General features: G+C 66.1%; 22 protein-coding genes. 10 read left to right on the top strand and 12 right to left on the bottom strand.

Translation table 11 applies throughout. The features are described 5' to 3' along the window. Positions 1–4: 4 nt before the first annotated feature. Positions 5–1,300, bottom strand: coding sequence for an adenylosuccinate synthase (locus AC2TZ7_RS18600; protein ID WP_098410386.1), 1,296 nt, complete (start codon positions 1,298–1,300; stop codon positions 5–7). A 291-nt stretch (positions 1,301–1,591) separates the two neighbouring features. Between AC2TZ7_RS18600 and secG the strand changes: the two genes are divergently transcribed. After that, complete coding sequence (gene secG / locus AC2TZ7_RS18595) at positions 1,592–2,044, top strand: preprotein translocase subunit SecG (RefSeq protein WP_078569428.1); 453 nt, start codon at positions 1,592–1,594, stop codon at positions 2,042–2,044. A 183-nt stretch (positions 2,045–2,227) separates the two neighbouring features. Beyond that, positions 2,228–3,871, top strand: a complete 1,644-nt coding sequence (gene pyrG, locus AC2TZ7_RS18590; protein ID WP_078519623.1) for a CTP synthase — start codon at positions 2,228–2,230, stop codon at positions 3,869–3,871. Positions 3,872–3,905: 34 nt separating this feature from the next. Here the strand turns inward: pyrG and AC2TZ7_RS18585 are convergent, their stop codons facing one another. Genes AC2TZ7_RS18585 through AC2TZ7_RS18575 form a run of 3 tightly spaced genes read right to left on the bottom strand, consistent with a single transcriptional unit; the run spans position 3,906 to position 6,225 of the window. Then, a complete protein-coding gene (locus tag AC2TZ7_RS18585) occupies positions 3,906–4,436 on the bottom strand; it encodes a GbsR/MarR family transcriptional regulator (protein WP_489865333.1) in 531 nt (176 codons plus the stop codon). Positions 4,437–4,471: 35 nt separating this feature from the next. Then, a complete protein-coding gene (locus tag AC2TZ7_RS18580) occupies positions 4,472–5,236 on the bottom strand; it encodes a 2-dehydro-3-deoxygalactonokinase (RefSeq protein WP_489865332.1) in 765 nt (254 codons plus the stop codon). A gap of 32 nt (positions 5,237–5,268) precedes the next feature. After that, positions 5,269–6,225: a zinc ABC transporter substrate-binding protein gene (locus tag AC2TZ7_RS18575; RefSeq protein ID WP_489865331.1), complete on the bottom strand. Its 957-nt coding sequence runs from the start codon at positions 6,223–6,225 to the stop codon at positions 5,269–5,271. A 91-nt stretch (positions 6,226–6,316) separates the two neighbouring features. Between AC2TZ7_RS18575 and AC2TZ7_RS18570 the strand changes: the two genes are divergently transcribed. The 5 genes from AC2TZ7_RS18570 (at position 6,317) to AC2TZ7_RS18550 (ending at position 11,599) form a co-directional block, all read left to right on the top strand. Beyond that, entirely contained in the window at positions 6,317–6,826 is a 510-nt protein-coding gene (locus tag AC2TZ7_RS18570; RefSeq protein WP_078569424.1) for a Fur family transcriptional regulator, read from the top strand. After that, on the top strand, positions 6,823–7,623 hold the full coding sequence (locus tag AC2TZ7_RS18565; RefSeq protein ID WP_489865330.1) for a metal ABC transporter ATP-binding protein: 801 nt from the start codon (positions 6,823–6,825) through the stop codon (positions 7,621–7,623). Before AC2TZ7_RS18570 ends, AC2TZ7_RS18565 begins: the two co-directional genes overlap by 4 nt. Continuing rightward, positions 7,616–8,401, top strand: coding sequence for a metal ABC transporter permease (locus AC2TZ7_RS18560; RefSeq protein ID WP_078519617.1), 786 nt, complete (start codon positions 7,616–7,618; stop codon positions 8,399–8,401). Before AC2TZ7_RS18565 ends, AC2TZ7_RS18560 begins: the two co-directional genes overlap by 8 nt. A 61-nt stretch (positions 8,402–8,462) precedes the next feature. Then, positions 8,463–9,878 (top strand): aldehyde dehydrogenase family protein, encoded by a 1,416-nt coding sequence (locus tag AC2TZ7_RS18555; RefSeq protein WP_489865329.1) that lies wholly within the window; start codon positions 8,463–8,465, stop codon positions 9,876–9,878. A 119-nt stretch (positions 9,879–9,997) separates the two neighbouring features. Continuing rightward, positions 9,998–11,599 carry an APC family permease gene (locus AC2TZ7_RS18550; RefSeq protein ID WP_489865328.1) on the top strand — a complete coding sequence of 534 codons (1,602 nt, stop codon included), beginning with the start codon at positions 9,998–10,000 and terminating at the stop codon, positions 11,597–11,599. A 49-nt stretch (positions 11,600–11,648) separates the two neighbouring features. Here the strand turns inward: AC2TZ7_RS18550 and AC2TZ7_RS18545 are convergent, their stop codons facing one another. Genes AC2TZ7_RS18545 through tkt form a run of 3 tightly spaced genes read right to left on the bottom strand, consistent with a single transcriptional unit; the run spans position 11,649 to position 15,483 of the window. Beyond that, positions 11,649–12,524 (bottom strand): lysophospholipid acyltransferase family protein, encoded by an 876-nt coding sequence (locus AC2TZ7_RS18545; RefSeq protein WP_489865327.1) that lies wholly within the window; start codon positions 12,522–12,524, stop codon positions 11,649–11,651. Positions 12,525–12,535: 11 nt separating this feature from the next. Next, the gene (locus AC2TZ7_RS18540) at positions 12,536–13,423 is read right to left on the bottom strand and encodes a DMT family transporter (RefSeq protein WP_489865326.1); all 888 of its coding nucleotides are present in this window, start codon (positions 13,421–13,423) and stop codon (positions 12,536–12,538) included. A 41-nt stretch (positions 13,424–13,464) separates the two neighbouring features. Next, positions 13,465–15,483, bottom strand: coding sequence for a transketolase (gene tkt, locus AC2TZ7_RS18535; protein WP_489865325.1), 2,019 nt, complete (start codon positions 15,481–15,483; stop codon positions 13,465–13,467). A 200-nt stretch (positions 15,484–15,683) separates the two neighbouring features. Here tkt and AC2TZ7_RS18530 point away from each other — a divergent pair, with 200 nt between their 5' ends. The 3 genes from AC2TZ7_RS18530 to AC2TZ7_RS18520 are packed head-to-tail and all read left to right on the top strand — an operon-like array spanning position 15,684 to position 17,057. After that, entirely contained in the window at positions 15,684–16,268 is a 585-nt protein-coding gene (locus tag AC2TZ7_RS18530; protein WP_098410398.1) for a hypothetical protein, read from the top strand. Beyond that, positions 16,261–16,638, top strand: a complete 378-nt coding sequence (locus tag AC2TZ7_RS18525) for a cell division protein ZapA (protein WP_078519610.1) — start codon at positions 16,261–16,263, stop codon at positions 16,636–16,638. The genes AC2TZ7_RS18530 and AC2TZ7_RS18525 overlap by 8 nt, the downstream gene beginning before the upstream one ends. Beyond that, a complete protein-coding gene (locus AC2TZ7_RS18520; protein ID WP_489865324.1) occupies positions 16,635–17,057 on the top strand; it encodes an MliC family protein in 423 nt (140 codons plus the stop codon). The genes AC2TZ7_RS18525 and AC2TZ7_RS18520 overlap by 4 nt, the downstream gene beginning before the upstream one ends. Positions 17,058–17,125: 68 nt before the next feature. Here the strand turns inward: AC2TZ7_RS18520 and purF are convergent, their stop codons facing one another. The 5 genes from purF to AC2TZ7_RS18495 all read right to left on the bottom strand — a co-directional run bounded on the left by purF (position 17,126) and on the right by AC2TZ7_RS18495 (position 22,128). After that, positions 17,126–18,604: an amidophosphoribosyltransferase gene (purF, locus tag AC2TZ7_RS18515; RefSeq protein WP_489865323.1), complete on the bottom strand. Its 1,479-nt coding sequence runs from the start codon at positions 18,602–18,604 to the stop codon at positions 17,126–17,128. 105 nt (positions 18,605–18,709) lie between these two features. Further along, entirely contained in the window at positions 18,710–19,321 is a 612-nt protein-coding gene (locus AC2TZ7_RS18510; RefSeq protein WP_078519607.1) for a CvpA family protein, read from the bottom strand. 22 nt (positions 19,322–19,343) lie between these two features. Continuing rightward, entirely contained in the window at positions 19,344–20,708 is a 1,365-nt protein-coding gene (gene radA / locus AC2TZ7_RS18505) for a DNA repair protein RadA (RefSeq protein ID WP_489865322.1), read from the bottom strand. A 4-nt stretch (positions 20,709–20,712) separates the two neighbouring features. Further along, positions 20,713–21,528, bottom strand: coding sequence for an alpha/beta fold hydrolase (locus AC2TZ7_RS18500; RefSeq protein ID WP_489865321.1), 816 nt, complete (start codon positions 21,526–21,528; stop codon positions 20,713–20,715). Beyond that, a complete protein-coding gene (locus AC2TZ7_RS18495; RefSeq protein ID WP_078539676.1) occupies positions 21,529–22,128 on the bottom strand; it encodes a 2-hydroxychromene-2-carboxylate isomerase in 600 nt (199 codons plus the stop codon). Positions 22,129–22,174: the final 46 nt, after the last annotated feature.

Raw genomic sequence — 22,174 nt, 5'->3', positions numbered from 1 at the left:
CGGATCAATCCGCGAAGGGGTCGGTCACGAGGATCGTGTCGTCGCGCTCGGGCGAGGTCGAGAGCATCGCGACCGGGCAGTCGATCAGCTCCTCGATCCGGCGGACATATTTGATCGCCGCCGCCGGAAGATCGGCCCAGCTGCGCGCGCCTTCGGTCGATTCGGCCCAGCCCTCGATCTCTTCATAGACCGGGATGCAGCGCTTCTGCTCTTCCGCGGCGGTCGGCAGATAGTCGAGCGTCTCGCCGTCGAGCTCATAGCCGGTGCAGATCTTGATCGTCTCGAACCCGTCGAGCACGTCGAGCTTGGTCAGCGCGATGCCGTTCACGCCCGAGATCGCGCAGGTCTGGCGCACCAGCGCCGCATCGAACCAGCCGCAGCGGCGCTTGCGGCCGGTGACGGTGCCGAATTCGTGGCCGCGCGTGCCGAGACGGTTGCCGTCTTCGTCGTCCAGCTCGGTCGGGAAGGGGCCTTCGCCGACGCGGGTGGTGTAGGCTTTGACGATGCCGAGGACGAAATCGATCGCACCCGGCCCCATGCCGGTGCCGGCGGCAGCCTGACCCGCGACCACGTTCGACGAGGTCACGAAGGGGTAAGTGCCGAAATCGATATCCAGCAGCGAGCCCTGCGCGCCTTCGAAGAGGATGCGCTTGCCCTGCTTGCGCTTCTCGTTGAGCACTTTCCAGACGGGTGCTGCGTATTTCAGAATCTCGGGCGCGACGTCCTTGAGCTTGGCGATCAGCGCGTCGCGGTCGATTGCCTCGATGCCGAGCCCCTTGCGCAGCGGATCGTGGTGCTGCAGTGCGCGGTCGACGCGGGCTTCCAGCGTCGCATCGTCCGCGAGGTCTGCCACGCGGACCGAGCGGCGGCCCACCTTGTCTTCATAGGCCGGGCCGATGCCGCGACCGGTGGTGCCGATCTTGGTGCCTTTCGAGGCCGCTTCTTCGCGGGCGCGGTCGAGCTCGCCGTGAATCGGCAGGATCAGCGGGGTGTTTTCTGCGATCATCAGCGTCTCGGGGGTGATCTCCACGCCCTGATCGCGGATCTTCTCGATCTCTGCGAGAAGGTGGAACGGGTCGAGCACGACGCCATTGCCGATCACCGAGAGCTTGCCGCCCCGCACCACGCCCGAAGGCAGCGCGTTGAGCTTGTAGACCTTGCCGTCGATCACGAGCGTATGGCCCGCGTTATGACCGCCCTGAAACCGCGCGATCACATCCGCGCGCTCGCTGAGCCAGTCCACGATCTTGCCTTTCCCCTCGTCACCCCATTGGGCGCCGACGACGACGACATTGGCCATTGCTCTCTCCTTGGCAGGTGTAAAACCGCGCGAGGTATAGCGGCTGAGCGCGCGGTGCGAAAGCCCGCATTTGCGAGAGGTGCTTCGCTCTATTCACGCGTGACGCGCGCGCGAGGCGGCAGGCGCCTCCGGCGGGGATATTTGGGCCAAAACGAAGCGGAGGGCGCAGGCAGGCAGCGCGGCTGTGCCGATTTGACCCCGCGAAAGCCGAAAATCCACCTCTGCGGCCTTGCACCCTCAGTCTCATCCGCCTAGATAGGCGCGTCGCAAGAAAGAAGGCCCGACCCGTTCATGGAAAACGTCGTTCTCTCGATCCATCTGATCCTCGCACTGCTGCTGATTGGCGTGGTGCTGCTGCAACGCTCCGAAGGGGGTGGCCTCGGCATGGGGTCGTCCAACAGCTCCGGCGGCGGTGTCGGCGGGCTGATGACCGGTCGGCAGGCGGCCAATGCGCTGACTCGCGTGACCTGGGTTCTGGCCGCTGGCTTCTTCGCGACCTCGGTGACGCTGACGGTTCTGGCCGCGCAAAAAGCGGGCAGCAGCTCGGTGCTCGATAGCGCCGCGCCCGAGCAAAGCGCTCCGGCAGAGACCGCGCCGGCCAATGACACGACCGGCTCGACGCCGTCGCTCGATGTCGTGATGCCGCCGCCGGCAAGCGGGTCGGATTCCTCGACCGGCGGGAACGCGGGCGAGACCACGACGGATACGCAAAGCGGTCCGGTTACGCCGCCCGCCGCCAACTAAGCCGTCACTTCAGCCGACAATCGGTTCGCACCCACAAAAAGTTGCGGGTGCGTCCAATCCAAACTCAATAGCTTGCGGTCTGGTTGCGGGCAGGCCGCGAATCGTGTAAGCATTAAATCCCGTGATCCTGACCCTCTTTGGGGCAGGGAAACCATTCGAATTTCGCAGATCACGGGGGTCTTCATGGCACGTTATGTCTTCATTACCGGCGGCGTTGTCTCGTCGCTCGGCAAGGGTTTGGCATCCGCCGCCCTGGGGGCATTGCTGCAAGCACGCGGCTTTTCGGTTCGGCTGCGCAAGCTCGACCCGTATCTCAACGTCGATCCGGGCACGATGAGCCCGTTCGAGCATGGCGAGGTCTTCGTCACCGATGACGGGGCCGAGACCGATCTCGACCTTGGCCATTACGAACGCTTCACCGGGGTTTCGGCGCGCAAGACCGACTCGATCTCTTCGGGGCGGATCTACACCAACGTGCTCGAGAAGGAGCGTCGCGGCGAATATCTGGGCAAAACGATCCAGGTGATCCCGCACGTCACCAACGAGATCAAGGACTTCCTCGATGTCGGCGATGACGAGGTCGATTTCATGCTCTGCGAGATCGGCGGCACGGTCGGCGATATCGAGGGCCTGCCCTTCTTCGAAGCGATCCGCCAGTTCAGTCAGGACCGTCCGCGCGGCCAATGTATCTTCATGCACCTCACGCTGCTGCCCTATCTGGCGGCGTCGGGCGAGTTGAAGACCAAGCCGACGCAGCACTCGGTGAAGGAACTGCGCTCGATCGGCCTGCAGCCCGACGTGCTGGTCTGCCGCTCGGAACAACCGATTCCGGAGAAAGAGCGCGGCAAGATCGCGCTGTTCTGTAACGTGCGCCCCGAGGCGGTGATCCCGGCCTATGACCTGAAGTCGATCTACGAGGCGCCGCTGGCCTATCACCGCATGGGTCTCGATCAGGCCGTGCTGGACGCGTTCGGCATCTCGCCCGCGCCGAAGCCGGAACTGAGCCGCTGGGAAGACGTGATGGATCGTCTCGACCATGCCGAGGGCGAAGTGCGCGTGGCGATCGTGGGCAAATATGTCCAGCTGGAGGACGCCTACAAGTCGATCGCCGAGGCGCTGACCCATGGCGGCATGGCGAACCGGGTCCGCGTGAAGGCGGAATGGATCGACGCGGAGATTTTCGAGAACGAAGACCCCGCGCCCTATCTGGAAAACTACCACGCGATCCTCGTGCCCGGCGGCTTCGGCGAGCGCGGCACGGAAGGCAAGATCCGGGCAGCCCAATTCGCGCGCGAAAAGGGCGTGCCCTATCTGGGCATCTGTCTGGGTATGCAGATGGCCGTCATCGAGGCTGCGCGGAACCTCGCGGGCGTCAGCGATGCGGGCTCGGAAGAGTTCGACCACGAGGCGGGCAAGAAGCGCTTCACCCCGGTCGTCTATCACCTCAAGGAATGGGTGCAGGGCAACCACCGGGTCGAGCGCAAGGTGACCGACGACAAGGGCGGCACGATGCGTCTGGGCGCCTATTCGGCCGCGCTGAAAGAGGGCTCGAAGGTCGCCGAGGTCTACGGCTCGACCGATATCGAAGAGCGTCACCGCCACCGCTACGAAGTCGACATCAAGTATCGCGAGCCGCTGGAAAAATGCGGCATGACCTTCTCCGGCATGTCGCCCGATGGCCGCCTGCCCGAGATCGTCGAGCACAAGGACCATCCGTGGTTCATCGGCGTGCAGTTCCACCCCGAGCTGAAATCGAAGCCCTTCGCGCCGCACCCGCTGTTTGCGGGCTTCATCAAGGCCGCGCGGGATCAGAGCCGGTTGGTGTAAACCGGTCTCAAGCTCGAAATCGAAAAAGCCGCGCTCAGCTTTGCGCGGCTTTTTTCTTTTTCTTCTTCGAGGGTTTCGGCGCGGGTTTCTCGGCTTTGCCGCCGCCGCGCGCGGGGTCGATCTGGCGGGCAAGCTCGGCCGGATCGAGGCGGATCAGCGCCTGTATATAGCCCGAGGCCGCGTCGAGCAGCTCGCAAAGGGCCGCCGCACGCGGATCGGCGCTGCGGGCTTCCAGAGCGGACAGGTGATCGCGCGCGGGGCCGATGACGCGGCGTTCGCGCTCGGCCAGCATCAGGCGCGCCAACTCCCACGGCTCGGTCGGGGCGACGAAAAAATCCTTGCGCGATCCCGGCGAGCGGGCGGCCTGCACGAGACCCGCATCGCGCAATTCCTTCAAAGCGGTCGAGACATTGGAGCGCGACAGGCCAAGCTGCGTCACCAGATCGTCGGCCGAGGGCGCTTGCGCCGCGCGCCAGATCGCGCCGAGGCAGCGGCCCGCGGGGCGGGAAAATCCGAAACGGGGGGCGAGTTCGGCGAAGGCTTCGGGCAGTTCGGTTTCACTCATGCATCCATCCTCTGCCGCCTATTCTCGCCGCTCGGTTACGCGCCGGGTCGGCGCGCCGCGGACAGCCCCGCGATCAGCGCGGCCTCCCCGTCGCCCAAAGTGACCTGCGCGCCCTGCGCTTGCAAGCCGCGGGCGCAAATTTCCGACCAGCCGGGGGCGGAGGCGGAGGACAGCGCCAGCACGGTTTGCCCGAGCCACCACGGTTTCGCGGCTGCGAGTTCGGCCCCAAGCACGGCACCGGCGGCGCGCGGGGCGGGGCGTCCGAGGCTGAGCGGGGCCAATTCGCGGGCGAGGCGTTCGGGGCGCGATAGCGTATCGGCGAGGGCTGCGTCGAACCCGTCGCCTGCCTCCAGCGGTGCGCCAAGGGCGGCCAGCATCGCGGCGGAGCCTGCGCGCATCGCGCTGACCACTTCGCCCGCCGAGATATGCGCCCAGATCGCGCTTGCACCGCAGATCCAGATCACGCCGTCGAATTGCGGGAGGCCTGCGAGGATACCGGCGATCCGGGCCGCCTCGGGGGCGGTGATCTCGGTGCCATCGCTGTCTTGGATCAGGCCGGGCAGGGCGGGATAGCTTTGTCCGCCGATCTCGGTCAGCGGCAGCGCGCCCTCAGCGCGCGGCGTGCAGGGCAGGGCGCGCGGGGCGGGGCCTGCGGTGGAGGCCGCCACGATCGCAGCGGCCCCGTCCGGCAAGAGCGGGCGCGCGGCGGGCCCGGTTTTGCGGTCGCTCACCGCCCCGTCCGAGACACGTGCGGCGCGCCAGCGCCCGAATTCTTCCGTGAGTGCGATCCAATCAGCCATGGCGCATCAGATCGCACGGAGGTCTTGCGGGATCAACCCTGCGACAGGCAGGCGGTGATCGTGTCCGCCATTCCTTGCATCAGGTCCTGATAGAGACCGGGGCCATAGGTCAGCGCGGTGCCCGAAGGGTCGAGCGACTTGCCGAGCGTCACCGGCGTCCCATCGACGAGGATTTCGACCATTTTCGGGTCGTGGTTCGCTTCCGGGAAGGCGCAGACGGCATCCTTTGCCGAGGCCTCGTCGCGCAGGCTCACCAGATGCGCCGCGCCGGGGGTCGAGGCGTCGCTGGGCGAGAGCGCGCCCATGATGGTCAGCCCGTAATGATCGGCCAGATAACCATAGGCCGCGTGATAGACGAGGAAGGGTTTATCCGCGACCGGCGCGAATTCGGCCTTGAGCTTGGCGTCGAGCGTCTCGATCCGGGCCTGCGCGGCTTCGGCATTGGCCGCGTAGGTGTCGGCATGTTCGGGATCGGCCTTGGCGAGGTCTTCGGCGATCAGACCGAGCCAGAGTTTCGCATTGTCGGGGTCGAGCCACGCATGAGGATCGGTCATCTGATCGACCTCGCCGTGGTCGTCGTGCCCCGCCTCGGCGTGACCCTCGTCCTCGTCGAGATCGGCGCTGTGATCATGCGGGTCCTGCGCCGAGAAGCTGCGCAGCGTAGTTCCGGGCGCGTGAAGCAATTCGACCGATTGCCCCTTCACGCCGACGCCCTCGATGGCGCGTTCCAGCCACGGCGTCAGGCGCGGGCCGACCCAGAAGACGAGATCGGCATCCTGCAGATCGCGCGCTTGGCTGGGCTTCAGCTGATAGTGATGCGCGTCCGAATTCTGACCGAGCAGCACTTCGGGCTTGCCCAGATCGCCCATCACCTGCGCGACGAGCGACTGCACCGGCGGCACATCGGTGACGACGCTGGGCACCTCGGCTTGGGCGAGGGCGGGCAGTGCGGCAAGCGCGCTCACGAGAACGGGAAGGGTGGGGCGCATCGGATGTCTCCTGTCCAACTTGATCTGAGGAGCGGAACATGTATGTTATAAAATCACTCGTCAAGAAGAAATGTGATAAGGTAACGCTCTCGTGGGATCTTCGACCTCTTCCGCCAAGGCTTTCACGCCGCATGACCACAGCCGATGCGCCGGCACGACGCTGGCGCGCGCCGAGGCTGTCGCCGCCGAAAAGGGCGCGCGTCTGACCCCGGTGCGCAAGCGCGCGCTGGAAATTCTGCTGGAAGAACATCGGGCTATGGGCGCCTACGAGGTGCTCGACCGGCTCGCAGAGGATGGGTTCGGCAAGCAGCCGCCCGTCGCCTATCGCGCGCTGGAATTCCTTGTCGAGCACGGGCTGGCGCATCGCGTGCGTCGCCTGAATGCCTTCGCCGCCTGCATGAGCCCGGGCGAGGAACATGCGCCGGTCTTCCTGATCTGCCGCAACTGTGGCGAGGTCGCCGAGGCCGGCCCCGAAGAGGGGGCGGAAGAGGTGCGCCGCGCGCTGCAGGGCGCGGCCGAGCGGTTGAATTTCCATGTCGAGCGGGCGACCGTCGAGGCGCTGGGGCTCTGCCCGAACTGCGCTGCAGAGGAGGCGCAATGAGCGAGTTGATCACGGCGCAGGGCCTGAGCGTGCGTCATGGCGAGGTCGAGGTGCTTCACGGCGTCGACTTCACGATTTCCTCGGGCGAGATCGTCACCGTCGTCGGGCCCAACGGCTCGGGTAAATCGACGCTGATCCGTGCCCTGATCGGGCTGGAGCGCGCCGCGCGGGGCAAGGTGAACCGTCAAGCGGGCTTGCGGATCGGTTATGTCCCGCAAAAGCTGCATGTCGATGTGAGCCTGCCGCTGACCGTGCGCCGCTTCCTGTCGCTGCCCAAGCGCGTTTCGAACGCGCGCGCCGAGGCCGCCTTGGAACGCACTGGCGTCCCGCATCTGGGCGGGCGGCAGATTTCGCGGCTCTCGGGCGGGCAGTTCCAACGTGTGCTTCTGGCGCGCGCCTTGCTGTCGGAGCCGCAGATCCTGATCCTCGACGAGCCGACGCAGGGGCTCGACCAGCCCGGCACGGCAGGGTTCTACAAGCTGATCGAAGAAGTCCGTCAGGAAACCGGCTGCGCGGTGCTGATGGTCAGCCACGATCTGCACGTCGTGATGTCGGCCTCGGACCGGGTGATCTGCCTCAACGGCCATGTCTGCTGTCAGGGCACGCCGAAAGTCGTCTCGGAGGCGCCGGAATATCGCGCGCTGTTCGGGATGGGCACGCAAGGGGCCTTCGCGCTCTATCAGCACAGCCACGATCATGGCGAACATGCGGATCACGCGACCTGCAGCCACGATCACGATCACGCCCATGATGCGGCGCAGGACGGCACTCAGACCCACGGGCAGGCGCATGTTTGACGATTTTCTTTTCCGCGCGGCGCTGGCCGGGATCGGCCTGACCTTCGCGACCGGCCCGTTGGGCTCTTTCGTGGTGTGGCGGCGGATGGCCTATTTCGGCGATGCGACCGCCCATGCGGCGATCCTCGGCGTGGCGCTGAGCTTCGCCTTCGGCATCTCGGTCTATCTCGGCACGCTCGGCGTGGCGCTGGCGATGGCACTCACCGTCGCGCGGCTCTCGGGGCGCGGCCATGCGATGGACACGCTTCTGGGTGTGCTCGCCCACTCCGCGCTGGCTTTCGGCCTCGTCGCGGCGTCGCTGCAATCGGGGCTGCGGGTCGATCTGTCGGCCTGGCTGTTCGGCGATATCCTCGCGGTGTCGCGCAGCGATCTGGCCGTGGTCTGGGGCGGTTCGGCTGTAGTCGTGGCGTTGCTGGCATGGCGCTGGCAGGGGCTACTGACCGCGACGATCAATGACGAGCTGGCGATGTCCTCGGGGCTCGACCCGCGGCGCGAGCAGATGGCGCTGACCATCGCGCTGGCGCTGACCGTGGCCGTGGCGATCAAGATCGTCGGCGCGCTGCTGATCGCGGCGCTGCTCATCATCCCGGCGGCCACGGCGCGGCAATTCGCGCGCGGGCCCGAGGCGATGGCGGCGGGCGCGACCGGGGTGGGGATCGCCTCGGTGCTGCTGGGGCTTTGGGGTTCGTTGCAGTTCGACACCCCCGCCGGTCCGTCGATCGTGGCGGCCTCGACCGTGCTCTTCGTTCTGTCCTTGCCGCTGCGTCGCGCGCGCTAAGCCGCGCTGCCGCTTGCCATTTCCCCTCCCGCGCGGTGAGATGCGCGGCAAAGGAGTCCCGATGGATCACCGCAGTTTCAAGACCCCGGCGCAGGCGTTCATCGACCTTGCCGCAGGCAATCCGCAGCGCCGTATGGCATTCGATCCCGCGCAGCGGCGCGCGGCGCTGCAGGCGCTCTCGCGCGCGATCCACGATTGCGAGGCGGAAATCCTTGCGGCGCTGGCCGAGGATTTCGCCAAGCCCGAGGCCGAGATTCGTCTGACCGAAATCCTGCCCGTTCAGGCCGAGATTTCGCACGCGCTGCGCCACCTGAAGACGTGGACGAAAGTCCGGCGGGTCCGCCCGACCCGCGCCATGCTGGGCACCCGCGCGCGGATCGTGCCCGAGCCGAAGGGCACCGCGCTGATCATCGCGCCGTGGAATTACCCGCTGGCGCTGTCGCTCGGGCCGCTGGTCTCGGCCATCGCGGCCGGCTGTGCCGCGATCGTCAAACCGTCTGAGCTGGCCCCGGCCAGCGCCGCCGTGATCGCGCAGATCGTGGAGGAGGCGCTGCCCGCCGATCTGGTGCGCGTGGTGCAGGGCGGGGTCGAGGTCAGCCAGGAACTGCTCGACCAGCCTTTCGATCATATTTTCTTCACCGGCTCGCCGCGGGTGGGCAAGATCGTGATGGCGGCGGCGGCGAAGCATCTGACGTCGGTGACGCTGGAGCTGGGGGGCAAATCCCCGGTCATCGTCGGCCCCGGCGCGGACCTGAAAAAGACCGCGCGGATGATCGCCTGGGGCAAGTTCGCGAATGCCGGTCAGACCTGCATCGCCCCCGATCACGTCTATGTTGCCAAGCAGATCGAGGCCCCGTTCCTCGCCGAACTGAAAGCCGCGATCGCGCGGATGTATGGCAAGACGGAAGAGGCGCAGGCGGCCTCTCGTGACCTCGCACGGATCATCAACCCGGATCATTTCGCCCGCCTGATGGGCATGATCGAGAGCGCGCAATCCGCTGGCGCAAAGGCCCTGACCGGCGCCACCAGCGAGGCCGAGAGCCGCTATATCGCGCCCACCGTCCTGATGGGTACCGACCCGTCGATGCGCGTCGAGCAGGAGGAGATTTTCGGCCCCGTTCTGCCGGTCATCCCCTTCGACGACGCGGCGGATGTGGTGGCGCGGATAGAGGCCGGGCCGAAGCCGCTCGCCCTTTACATCTTCGAGCGCGACCGCGGGTTGATCGACCGGCTCCGCCGCGCGACCAGTTCGGGCGCGGTGGGCGTCAACGTCGCGCTGGTCCATTACCTGCACCAGAACCTGCCCTTCGGCGGGATCGGCAATTCGGGTGTCGGGGCGGCGCATGGGCATTGGGGCTTCGAGGCCTTTACCCATCTCAAGCCCGTGCTCGAGAACCGGTTCGCGCCGCTTTCGATGCTGATGCCGCCCTATCGCAGCGGACGCATGGCGAAGCTCGCCCAGAAATTCCTGCGCTAATTCCGACGGCAGATTTCACGCGTGATCGCGTTCCGCCACAAGCCTGTGTAATCGCTCCGATTGGCGAGATCGCGCCCTAGTTGAACCCTTGTGATTAATAAGAAACAGGGGATTAACCAATGGCATCAACAGAAACGATGGCCGGAGGAGGCAAACTGCGGCGCGACGCCGGGGTCATCGGGCTGCTCTTTGCGTCCACCACCTCCATGATCGGCTCGGGCTGGCTCTTCGGGGCCTATCACGCCTCGAAAATCGCAGGGCCGCTCTCGGTCTGGTCCTGGGTCATCGGGGCGGCGATCATCATGCTGATCGCGCTGTGCTTTGCCGAGCTCTCCACGATGTTCTCCAAATCCGGCGCGCTCGTCCATATGAGCCATGCGAGCCACGGCGCGACGCTGGGCCGGCTCTGGGGCTGGATGCTGTTTCTCAGCTATGCGCCGGTGCCTGCGGTCGAGGCCGAGGGGATCGTCACCTATGCCAATAACTACCTGCCCTATTTCCTGCGCGGAGACGGGTCGGGCACGCTGACGCTGGTGGGCTTCATCACGTCTGCGCTGCTCCTGAGCGTGTTGGCGCTGCTGAACCTGCTGGCGATCAAGGCGCTGTTGAAGGTGAACAACACCGTGACGTGGTGGAAGATCGCCGTGCCGCTGATCACCGTGGTCGGCCTGATCGCGGCCTCGTCCCATTGGGGCGTCTGGCATGCGGCACCGGGCACCTACAAGGCGCAGGGCATGTTCACGGCCATTCCGGCCGCGGGGATCGTGTTCTCCTTCCTTGGCTTCCGCACCGCGATCGACCTGGGCGGCGAGAGCGCCAATCCGGGCCGCAATATCCCGATGGCGGTGATCGGGTCGGTCATTCTTGCCGCGATCGTCTATGTTCTGCTGCAGGTGGCCTTCATCATGGCGCTCTCACAGGGCGATCTGGCGAATGGCTGGGCGTCGTTGAGCTTCAAAGGCTCCGCTGGTCCCTTCGCCGGTCTCGCGGCGACGCTGGGCATGGGATGGCTGGCGCTGCTCCTATACGTCGACGCTTATGTCTCTCCCGGCGGGACGGGGCTGATCTACGTCACCGGCGGCTCGCGCATCCTCTATGCGGTGGGCGACACCGAGAGCGGGCCGAGCGCGCTGACCCACACGACCCGCCACGGCGTGCCGTGGCTGGCGGTTGCGGTGATGTGGGCCGTGGGCGTGTTCTTCCTGCTGCCCTTCCCGGCATGGCAACTTCTGGTGGGCTATATCAGCTCGATCACGGTTCTGACCTACGGCCTTGGTCCGATCGTGCTGATGGTGCTGCGCCGCAGCCAACCCGATGCCGAGCGCGCCTTCCGTCTGAAAGGGGCGGAATTCCTTGCGCCGCTGGCCTTCATCGCGTCGAACCTCGTGATCTACTGGACGGGTTTCTACACCGACTCGATCCTGTTCGGGATGCTGCTCGGGGGCTTCGCGGTCTATGCGGTCGTCTTCCACGTCGTGCAGAAAAAATCCGCCTCCGAGTTCGGCTGGGGCCATATCGGCTGGCTGGCGCTGTGGTTCGGCGGGCTTTGGGTGATCACCGCACTCGGCACCTCGGATCACGCGCTCAATGTGCTGAACTTCTGGAACGGCATGGGCCTCGTCGCGGTGTGGTCGCTGGTGGTGATCTGGTTCGCGCTGCGCGCGGCGCTGCCCGCCGAGGAGACCGGCGCGCTGATGGAGCGTATCCAGCGCGGCAACTGAGCCGTTGCGAGATGACAAAAAGGCGCGCGGGGAAACTCGCGCGCCTTTCCTATACCCGCTTCACCTTCCAGCGGCGATGGATCCAGAGCCATTGCTCCATGTGCTTGAGGATCATCTCCTCCAGCCCGTCATTGAGCGTCTGCGTCATCGCCTCGGGGGTGCTGTGCGGGACGGGCTTGTCGGCATAGATCTTGAAGTTGAGCCCGTCCGGCTGGCGGATCGCGTAGATCGGCACCAGATCGGCTTTCATCTTCAGCGCCATTTCCGCCGCCGACAGCGGCGTGAAGGCGGGCAGGCCGAAGAAGCTCAGCTCCGCGCCTTTGTTGAAGTGCTGGTCGAAGCCGAAGGCCACCATCCCGCCGTCGCGCAGGAATTTCATCATGTCGCCCAAGCCCCGGCGCGAGCGCGAGAACAGCGGCTCGGCAATGGCGGAGATGGTCGAGACATATTGTTCGTTGAAGAGCGGGTTGTTCATCGGGCGGTAGATCGCGCCGACCCGGTAGCCGCGGCCGGCCAGCGCTGCGCGCCACGCGTCGTAATTGCCGAAATGGCCTGCCGCGAGGACGACGGGGCGACCCTCGCGATGGGCGGCTTCCAAGGTTTCGGCGCCGGGGCCTTCGATCGGCAGATCGCGCACGCGGGCCACGAACTCCTCGCCCGAATAGATCTCCGCCAGCATCCGGCCGAGATTGTCGGGCATCTCGCGCTGCAGCCGCTTGATCTCGTCCTCGGACAGGTCCGGGCAGGCGATACGGAGGTTCTCGCGGATCTTGCGGGTGAAGCCGAGGATCGGGGCGAGCCGCGCGACCATCCGCCCCGCCGCGGGGATGCGCCGCTCGTAGGGCAGGCGCTGGACCAGCCGCATCACCGCCACGAAGAGGGCGTTCGAGACACGGTCGGACAGGGTGGGTTCGCGGTTTTTCATCGTGTCGAGTGTCAGGCTCTGGCTTGGCGCGCGGCACGGCGCTCGCGGGACCAGACATAGAGGCCTGCCCCCACGATCACAAGCGCCCCGGCCATCGTGAACCCGTCGGGAAACTGCCCGAACATCAGCCATCCCCAGAAGGATGCGAACAGCAGGCCCGAATAGCCGAAGGGCGCGAGCGTCGAGGCTTCGGCCAGGGCGAAGGCGCGGATCAGCAGGAATTGCGAGAGGCTGCCAGCAAGCCCGAGACCGAGGAAGATCCAAAGGTCCGACAGCGCGATCGGCTGCCAGATGAAGGGCAGGGCGAGCGAGGAAAGCGCGAGCCCGGTAAAGGCCGACCACAGCTGCGAGGTGGCCGCGCTATCGCCGCGCAGGTAGCGCGTCAGCAGCACCGCGCCCGCGAAGCTGAAGGCGGCGAGCAGCGCCAGAAACGCCGCCGGATGCAGCCCGCCGAAACCCGGACGCAGGATGATCATCGCGCCCATGAAGGCCGCCAGAATGCCGAAGATGCGGTGCGGGCCCAGCCGCTCGCCCAGAAACAGCGCCGCGCCCAGCGTCACGATCACCGGGTTGAGGTCGCCAAGCGCGGTGGCGGTGGCAAGCGGCACATGTTTCAGCGCGTAGAAGAAGGACACGATCGCGCCCATCTGGAACAGCGCCCGGCCCAGCTGGAACTTCGGCTGTGCGCTGCGGATGCGGCGCGGCAGGCTGCCGCGATAGATGAAGGCCAGTACGGCGGCATTCACCGCGAAGCGCGCCCAGACGATGAGGAGCGGGTGATAGCCTTGCCCGAGAAGCTTCGCGAAAGCGTCCATCAGCGTCAGCATCGAGAACGCGCCAAGCATCAGCGCGATCCCCATCCCGGGACGATCGCCCTCGGGATGTGAAGAGGGGGCCACGCCGGGCCCCCTCGCAGTCGCTTTCAAGCCGGGCAGAGCCATCAGAGGAGGCTCTTGACCTTCTCGGCCACGGCCTCGGGGGTGATCCCGAACTTCTCGTAGAGCTCGCCTGCGGGGGCGGAGGCGCCGAAGCCCTCCATGCCCACGAAGCCGGCTTTCGCCTCGCGGCCACGCTCGCCCAGAAGCCAGCGGTCCCACGGCTGGCGCACGGCGGCCTCGACGGCCACGCGGATCGAGTTCGGCGGCAGCACGCGCTTGCGATAGGCCTCGTCCTGCTCGGCGAACAGCTCCATGCAGGGCATCGACACGACACGGGTGCCGATCGCTTCCTTCTGCAGCATCTCGCGGGCTTTCAGCGCGATTTCCACTTCCGAGCCGGTTGCCATCAGGATCACCTGACGCTTGCCGTCGGCCTCGGCCAGAACATAGGCGCCGCGCGCAGTGAGGTTCTGCGGCTTGTACTCGGTGCGCAGCGTCGGCAGACCCTGACGCGACAGAGCCAGAACCGAGGGCGTGCCCTCCTGATTCATCGCGATTTCCCATGCCTCGGCGGTCTCGATGACATCGGCGGGGCGGAAGGTCAGCGTGTTCGGCGTCGCGCGGCAGATCGCGAGATGCTCGACCGGCTGGTGGGTCGGGCCGTCTTCGCCCAGACCGATGGAGTCATGGGTCATGACATAGACGGTCGGCACTTTCATCAGCGCCGACAGACGCATCGCGCCGCGCGCGTAGTCGGTGAAGCAGAAGAACGTGCCGCCATAGGGGCGCACGCCGCCATGCAGCCACTGGCCGTTCATCGCCGCGGCCATGCCATGCTCGCGGATGCCGTAATGGATGTAGCGGCCCTTGCGGTTCTCCGGGTTGAAGACCGTCATGTCCTTCGACTTCGTGAGGTTCGAGCCGGTGAGGTCGGCCGAGCCGCCGATGGTCTCGGGGCAGGCGGCGTTGATCACGCCCAGCACCATCTCGGACGCCTTGCGGGTCGCGACTTTCGGTGCGGCTTCGGCCTGCTCTTTCTTGAACTTGCGGATCGCGCCGGTGAACTTCTTCGAGACGCCGCCTTCCATGATGCGGGTGAACTCGGCCTGCTTGGCTGCCGAGAGCTTGCCGAAGCGCTCTTCCCATTCGCCGCGCTCAGCCGCGCCGCGGGTGCCGATCGCTTCCCATTGCGACTTCACGTCGGCCGGGATTTCGAACGGACCGTGATCCCAGCCATAGATCGCCTTGGTGCGCGCGATTTCCTCGTCGCCCAGCGGCGAGCCGTGGGCCGAGTAGCTGTCGGCTTTGGTCGGTGCTCCGAAGCCGATGATGGTCTTGCAGTCGACCAGAACCGGGCCCTTGGCTTTCTTCGCCTTGGTCAGCGCCTCGTCGATGGAGGCCGGATCGTGGCCGTCACAGGCAAACACCGTCCAGCCCGACGCCTCGAAGCGCTTGCGCTGGTCGGTCTTGTCGGACATCGACACGCGGCCGTCGATGGTGATGTCGTTATTGTCCCACAGCACGATCAGGTTCGACAGTTCCTGCATCCCGGCAAGGCCGATGGCCTCCTGGGAGATGCCTTCCATCAGGCAGCCGTCGCCCGCGATGACCCAGGTGCGGTGATCGACGAGCTTCTTGCCCCATTGCGCGCGCAGCGCCTCTTCGGCGATGGCCATGCCGACCGAGGTCGCGACGCCCTGACCGAGCGGGCCGGTCGTGGTCTCCACCGCGTCGAGCAGGAAGTTCTCGGGGTGGCCTGCGGTCAGCGCGCCCGACTGGCGGAAGTTCTTGATCTGGTCGAGCGTGACCTGCTCGTCGCCGCAAAGATAGAGCAGCGAATAGATCAGCATCGAGCCGTGACCCGCCGACAGGATGAACCGGTCGCGGTCTGCCCATTTCGGGTTTTTCACGTCGAATTTCAGGTGGTTCTGGAACAGAACGGTCGCCACATCGGCCATGCCCATCGGCATGCCGGGGTGACCGGAATTGGCGGCCTGCACCGCATCCATCGCCAGTGCGCGGATCGCGGAGGCAAGTTTCCAATGCTCAGGATGGGCGGCGCGCAGCTCTTCGATTTCCATGAAACGTCCTTTCGCGGGGCAGCTGTTGGATGGGTCCGCGCCCCTGATAGCAGGGATCGGCCCAAGATCAAGCGCGGCCCACAAGTGCTTGAGGCAAAAGGGTGGGCTTGCCCTGTCGCAAAAGGTTAGACTTAACCAAACCCGCAGTCGGCCGCGATTCGGCCATGGCAAGCGAAAAACATGAGGACGAGGAGGCGCGTATGAGTGACATAGCCGAATACGAACGCCGCATCGCTTTCGCGCTCGAACGGATCGGGCGCGGGGTCGAAGCGCTCAAGCAGCGCGAGGCATTGCAGGCGCAAGGCGCGCAGGATGCCACGCACCAGCCCGAGCCGGAGACCGCACCGCCTGCCGAGGCAGAGCTGCCCCCCGTGCCGGAGGCGCCGCCCGAAGTTGTCGCCGATCCCGCCGAAGTGGCCGAGTTGAAAGCCGCGCTCGCCGCGGAGCAGGAAGCCAATGCGCAGCTTTCTGAGCGCGTCCGCGCGATCCGCGAGAAACAGGACACCACGCTTGGCGCGATGGAGCGCAAATACGGCGCGGCCGTGCGCGCGCAGGAAGCCGCTTTCAAAGAGGTCGCAGCCCTCAAGCAGGCCAACGCGGCGTTGGTCGCGGCCAATCGCAAGCTGATGGACGAGGGCGTGGCCTTCTCCGAGGAGGCGCTGATGGCCGAGCTGCAAAGCCTGCGCGCCGCGCGCGACGGCGAGAGCGCCGAGCTGGAGCAGATCATCGCGGGTCTCGACCCGATCATCGAAGCGGCGAACCGCGAGGAGGAGACCGATGCCTGAGGTGACGATTTCCATCGGCGGCCGCGATTTTCAGGTCGCCTGCCAAGAGGGTGAAGAACATTTCCTGCGCTCTGCCGCCGGGATGCTCGACAGCGAGGCGCAGGTGCTTCTGGGCCAGATCGGGCGGGTGCCCGAGAGCCGGATGCTGCTGATGTCCGGGCTGATGCTGGCCGACAAGGCCGCGGGCATCGAGGATCAGCTGCGCGACGCGATGAACCGTCTGGGCGAATTGCAGGCGAAGATCGACGAGCTGCAGTCGAACCCGGCGCATGTCGAAGTGCCGATCGTGCCGCCCGAAGTGACCGAAACGCTGGCCGAGATCGCCGCGCGCGCGGAGTCGCTTGCCGACCGGGTCGAGGACGACGCGTGAGACGGGCGCTGTTTGGCGCGGCGTTCGCATGCGTCGCGCTGGCGGGACCGGTCGCGGCGCAAGACGCGGTGCAGGGCACGGCCCCGGATGACGGATCGGTCGAGCGGTTGGAGCCGCTCAATCCGATCGTCGGCGACGGCCCTCCAGCGGTGCTGAACGCCACCTATCACTGCGAACGCGGCGCGGAAGTGCATGCGGCCTATCTCAACGACACCGACCCTCAACGCGCAGTCGTCTTCCTACAGGGGCGGCTGGTTGTGATGAGCCATATCCGCTCCGCCGACGGTGCGAAATATGCCGAGGATGGCGAGGGCGAAGCCGGCTATGTCTGGTGGACGCGCGGCGCGCAGGCGATGCTCGACTGGATTGCCGAGGATGGCGAGGTGCAACCGCTGCTCAGGGCCTGCCGCCAAGAATAAGGGCCGCAACGCGGATCAGCGCGGCGGCCCTCATCTTGTTGGTTCGGGAAACCTGAAGCGCTGCGCGCTTACTCGGCCGCCTTCATCTCGAAACCCTTTTCCAGCTGATCCGACGGCGTGATCGGATACTCGCCCGAGAAGCAGGCATCGCAATATTGCGGGCAGGAATTGTCGCGACCCTCGGCCTCGCCCACGGCGCGATACAGCCCGTCGAGCGAGATGAATTTCAGGCTGTCCACGCCGACCCAGTTGCGCATCTCTTCTTCGGTCATCTGCGCCGCCAGCAGCTTGTCGCGGTTGGGCGTGTCGACGCCGTAGAAGCACGGCCATGCGGTCGGCGGCGAGGCGATCCGGAAATGCACCGACTTCGCGCCCGCATCGAGGATCATATCCTTGATCTTGCGCGAGGTGGTGCCGCGCACGACGGAGTCGTCGACAAGGACCACCCGCTTGCCGCGAATGAGCGACTTGTTGACGTTGAGCTTGAGGCGCACGCCCATGTTGCGGATCTGCTCGGTCGGCTCGATGAAGGTGCGGCCCATATACTGGTTGCGCGTGATCCCGAGTGCGAAGGGGATGCCGCTTTCCTGACTGTAGCCGATCGCTGCCGGGGTGCCGCTGTCGGGCACGGGGCAGACCAGATCGGCCTCGACCGGGGCCTCGCGGGCCAGTTCCACACCGATCGCGCGGCGGGTCTCATAGACCGAGCGGCCGCCGATCATGCTGTCGGGGCGCGAGAAATAGACATGCTCGAAGATGCAGAAACGACCGGTGGAGGGGCCGAAGGGACGCGAGCTTTCGATATGGCCGTCCTGAATGACGACCATCTCGCCCGGATCGATTTCGCGGACGAATTCCGCGCCGATGATGTCGAGCGCGCAGGTCTCCGAGCTCAGCACATAACCATGCTCACCCAGCTTGCCCAGCACCAGCGGGCGCACGCCCAGCGGGTCGCGCACACCGATCAGCTTGGTCCGCGTCATCGCGACGATCGAGAAGGCGCCTTCCACGCGGCGCAGCGCATCGGCGATCCGGTCGGCATGCTTGCGCTGGATCGAGCGGGCCATCAGGTGGATGATGCATTCGCTGTCCGACGACGACTGGAAGATCGCGCCGCGCTCGATCAGCTCACGACGCAGCGCGTCGGCATTGGTGAGGTTGCCGTTATGGGCGACCGCGCAGCCGCCCATCGAGAACTCGCCGAAGAAGGGCTGGATGTCGCGGATCACCGCACCTTTGGAACCGGCGGTGGAGTAGCGCACATGGCCGATGGCGACATCGCCCGGCAGCGTTTCCATCAGGCTCGACTTGGTGAAGTTGTCGCGGACATAGCCGAAACGGTGGGCCGAGTTGAAGCCGGTGGCGGCGTCATGGGCGACGATACCGCCCGCTTCCTGACCGCGGTGTTGGAGGGCGTGAAGACCGAGGGCCACGAAATTCGCGGCGTCGGAAATGCCGACAACACCGAAGACGCCGCATTCTTCCTTGAGCTTGTCGTCGTCGAAAGGGTGGGCGTAGTGGGTCTTCTGGGCGGCGGGGCAGGACATGTCATCAGCTCCGTGTGACGCTAGGGGAGGGCGCTTTGGCCCATTTATAGACAAACGCGAGAGGTGTTAACCCCTCGCGCCTGTAAAACCGTCATGTGACTGACATCAATTGTCGGTCGCCGGAGGCAGTTCGTCCGTCCGGGCCGGGGCATCTGCGCCCGGAGGAGCGGGGCAGGCGGCCACAAGTTGTTCGTAACGCTGAACGATCCAGCCGGGTGCATCGGCAGGCATTGATTCGTCGAGCTGCCCGGAGGCGCGCGAGAACACTTTGGCCGAACGAGAGTCGTCGACCACCGGCACGGGGTCGTTGCTCATCACGCGGTCATAGACCACGAAGGCCACCGCCACGAGGACCACCCCGCGCAGCACGCCGAACAGGAAGCCCAGACCCTGGTCGATCCCGCCAAGCGCCGAGCGTTGCACGGCCGAGGCGAAGAGCGGCGTGAGGATCGAGAACACGACCAGCGCCACGGCGAAGACCACCGCGAAGCCGCCGATCATGCCCAGCTCGCAGCTTTGGCCGATGAACTTGTCGAGGCCGGGGATCTGCTGCACCAGAGGGCGTGCCTCGTTGGCGAAGATATAGGCGACGATCGCCGCTGCGATCCAGCCGACGATGGCCAGCGCCTCACGCACGAAGCCTCGCGAATAGGCGAGGATCGCCGAAAGAATGATGACGACCGCCACGATGGCATCGACAATGGTGAACCCGTCCATTTGCGCTCCTATGTTCTCGGCGTTAACCGGCGCCGAACATCTCCCCGGTAAATGTCACGAGATCGCCCAGCTTGCGCAATGCCATCTCGCTCGACCCTTCGGCTTTCGTTCCCGAGGGTGCGATCGCCTGTGAAAAACCAAGTTTCGCCGCTTCTTTCAACCTGTTTTCCGCCTGACCCACGGGACGCAGCGCGCCCGACAGGCTGATTTCGCCGAAAATGACCATATCGGCGGGCAGTGCCACATCTTCGCGCGCGCTGAGAAGGGCTGCGGCAGCGGCGAGGTCGGCTGCGGGCTCCACGACCTTCATGCCGCCCGCGACATTCAGGAACACGTCGAGCCCCGCAAACGGGATGCCGCAGCGCGATTCCAGCACCGCGAGAATGGTCGAGATCCGTCCACTGTCGAGCCCGACCACGGTGCGTCGCGGCGAGGCGAGCGTGGAGGGTGCAACCAGCGCTTGAATCTCGGTCAGCACCGGTCGCGTGCCTTCAATTCCTGCGAAAACCGCCGAGCCCGGTGCGGGTTGACCGCGCTCGGACAGGAACAGGGCCGAGGGGTTGGCGACCTCGGCCAGACCCGCGCCGGTCATCTCGAAGACGCCGATCTCGGAAGCCGGGCCGAAGCGGTTCTTCACCGCACGCAGGATGCGGAACTGGTGGCCGCGCTCGCCTTCGAAATAGAGCACCGTGTCGACCATATGTTCGATCACGCGCGGGCCCGCGATCTGGCCTTCCTTGGTCACATGACCGACGAGGATCACGGCGGTGCCGCGCTTTTTGGCGAAGCTCACCAATTCGTGTGCGGCGGCGCGCAACTGGCTCACCGATCCCGGCGCGCTGTCGACATTGTCCGACCACATGGTCTGGATCGAATCGATGATCACGAGGTCGGGACGTTCGGTTTCCAGCGTCGTCAGGATGTCGCGCAGGGACGTTTCCGCGCCCAGACCGACCGGCGCATCGGCAAGGCCAAGACGCTGCGCGCGCATCCGCACCTGGCTCGCCGCTTCCTCGCCCGAGATATAGAGCGCCTTCACGCCTTTGCGGGCGAAGCTGGCCGTCGCTTGCAGCAAAAGCGTCGATTTCCCGATGCCCGGATCGCCGCCCACCAGAACCGCCGAGGCCGCGACCAGGCCGCCGCCCAAGACCCGGTCCAACTCCTCCATGCCCGATTTCACGCGGGCAGGCGGGGTTTCCTTCGTGTCGAGCGCGGTGAGCGGGATCACCTTGCCCTTCGCGCCCTTCATGCCAGAGCCGGGCGTGGTCGAGATCGGCGCTTCCTCGTGGATCGAGTTCCATGCGCCGCAGGCATCGCAACGCCCGGACCATTTGGCGTGCGTCGCGCCGCATTCGGCACAGCGGAAGATCGCGGATTGCTTGGCCATGAGGTCAGCTGCGGTCCAGATTGGCGGCGATCAGGCTCGCGCATTGCTCGGGATGGGTGGCGGGCAGCATATGGCCCGCGCCCTCGACACAGGCGACGCCCACATCGGGCAACCGCGCAGCGATCGCCTCGGCCACTTTCGGCATCGTCGCGGGCGAGCGGTCGCCATGGATGATCATCGTGGGCGCGTCGATCTGCTCGATCCCGTCGGGCCGCGCGATCCGTGCCGGATCCTCGAAATTGGCGCGGCTGATGTTCTCGACCATCGGCATGCACGCGGTGAAGCGTTCGCGCTGCGTCTCGGAATAGCTGTCCCACGGTTGACCGGTGCCCCAGTCGCGCATGAAGCCGCGCGCGGCAGGCTCGTAATCGCCCGCTTCCATCAATTGCTCGAAGTGATCCTGCTTGGCGCGCAGGTCCTGCCAATCCGGGTCGTCCTCGGGGAGGGCCGCGAACAGCACCGGCTCGATCAAGGTCAGCGAGCGGACGGCCTCGGGGGCGCCCACCGCGATGCGCAACGCGACCGAGGCGCCGAAGCTATGCCCGATCAGGTCCACGGGCCGCTCGATGAAGCTGGCCGCGATGCGCGTCACCTGCGTCTGGAAACCGCCCGGCTCGCTCACATCGCCGCGCCACGGTGCGGATTGCCCGTGGCTCGGCTGATCGAAGGCGACGGCGTGGATCTGCTGGCCCAGCGGTATCAGCGCCTTCGCCCAGAGGTTCGAACTGCCCAAGGTGCAGTGGATCGCGATGGCGGGGCGTTCGCCCTGACCGAAGCTTTGCCAGAAGACTTCCGCCCCTTGTCGTTGATCACGCGGCATTCAGAGCGTCCCCAGATAGTCGTCGAGCAGCTCCAGATGGTCCTGACCCCAGAACCGCTCGTCGGTATCGGTCACGATATAGAAGGGCGAGCCGAAGACACCGGCCTCGACCGCGTCCTCGAGGTTCTTCTCATAGGTGACCGCGCCATCGAAGAGGCCGGTGGTCGCCAGATTGCCGTCAAAGCCGTTGGCTTCGAGCGCCGCGCGGATCACCTCGTCCGAGGCGATATCCTTATCCTCGGCCCAGCAGGCGCGCAGGATCGCGTTGACCAGACCGCCCACATCGCCGCCACCGGCTTTTTGCGCCGCGATGATCGCGTAGGAGGACGGTGCGGGGTTCGGCGGATAGCCGGGCGGGGTGGTGTTCATCTCCATCCCGAGCCGCGCCGACCAGCGCTTGAGCTCCTGCATCCGGTATTCCATCCGGCTCTGGTGGCGCTGCGCCGGGCGCACCCCGCCGGTGCGGTCGAACAGGCCCAGAAGGTCGAGCGGTTTATAGGTGACTTCGGCCCCGTGACGCGCCGCGATTTCTTCGAATCGCGGGCCGCCGAGGTAGGCCCAGGGGCTGAACGTGCCGAAATAGTAGTCGATCCGTGCCATTCATAACACTTTCTTGACAGTCGAAATTGCCGCCACGCTACCCCGG

Source organism: Thioclava sp. ISO4 (assembly GCF_058105145.1).
The sequence above is the reverse complement of the archived record's forward strand: the minus strand, read 5'-3'. Positions and strand labels throughout refer to the sequence as shown.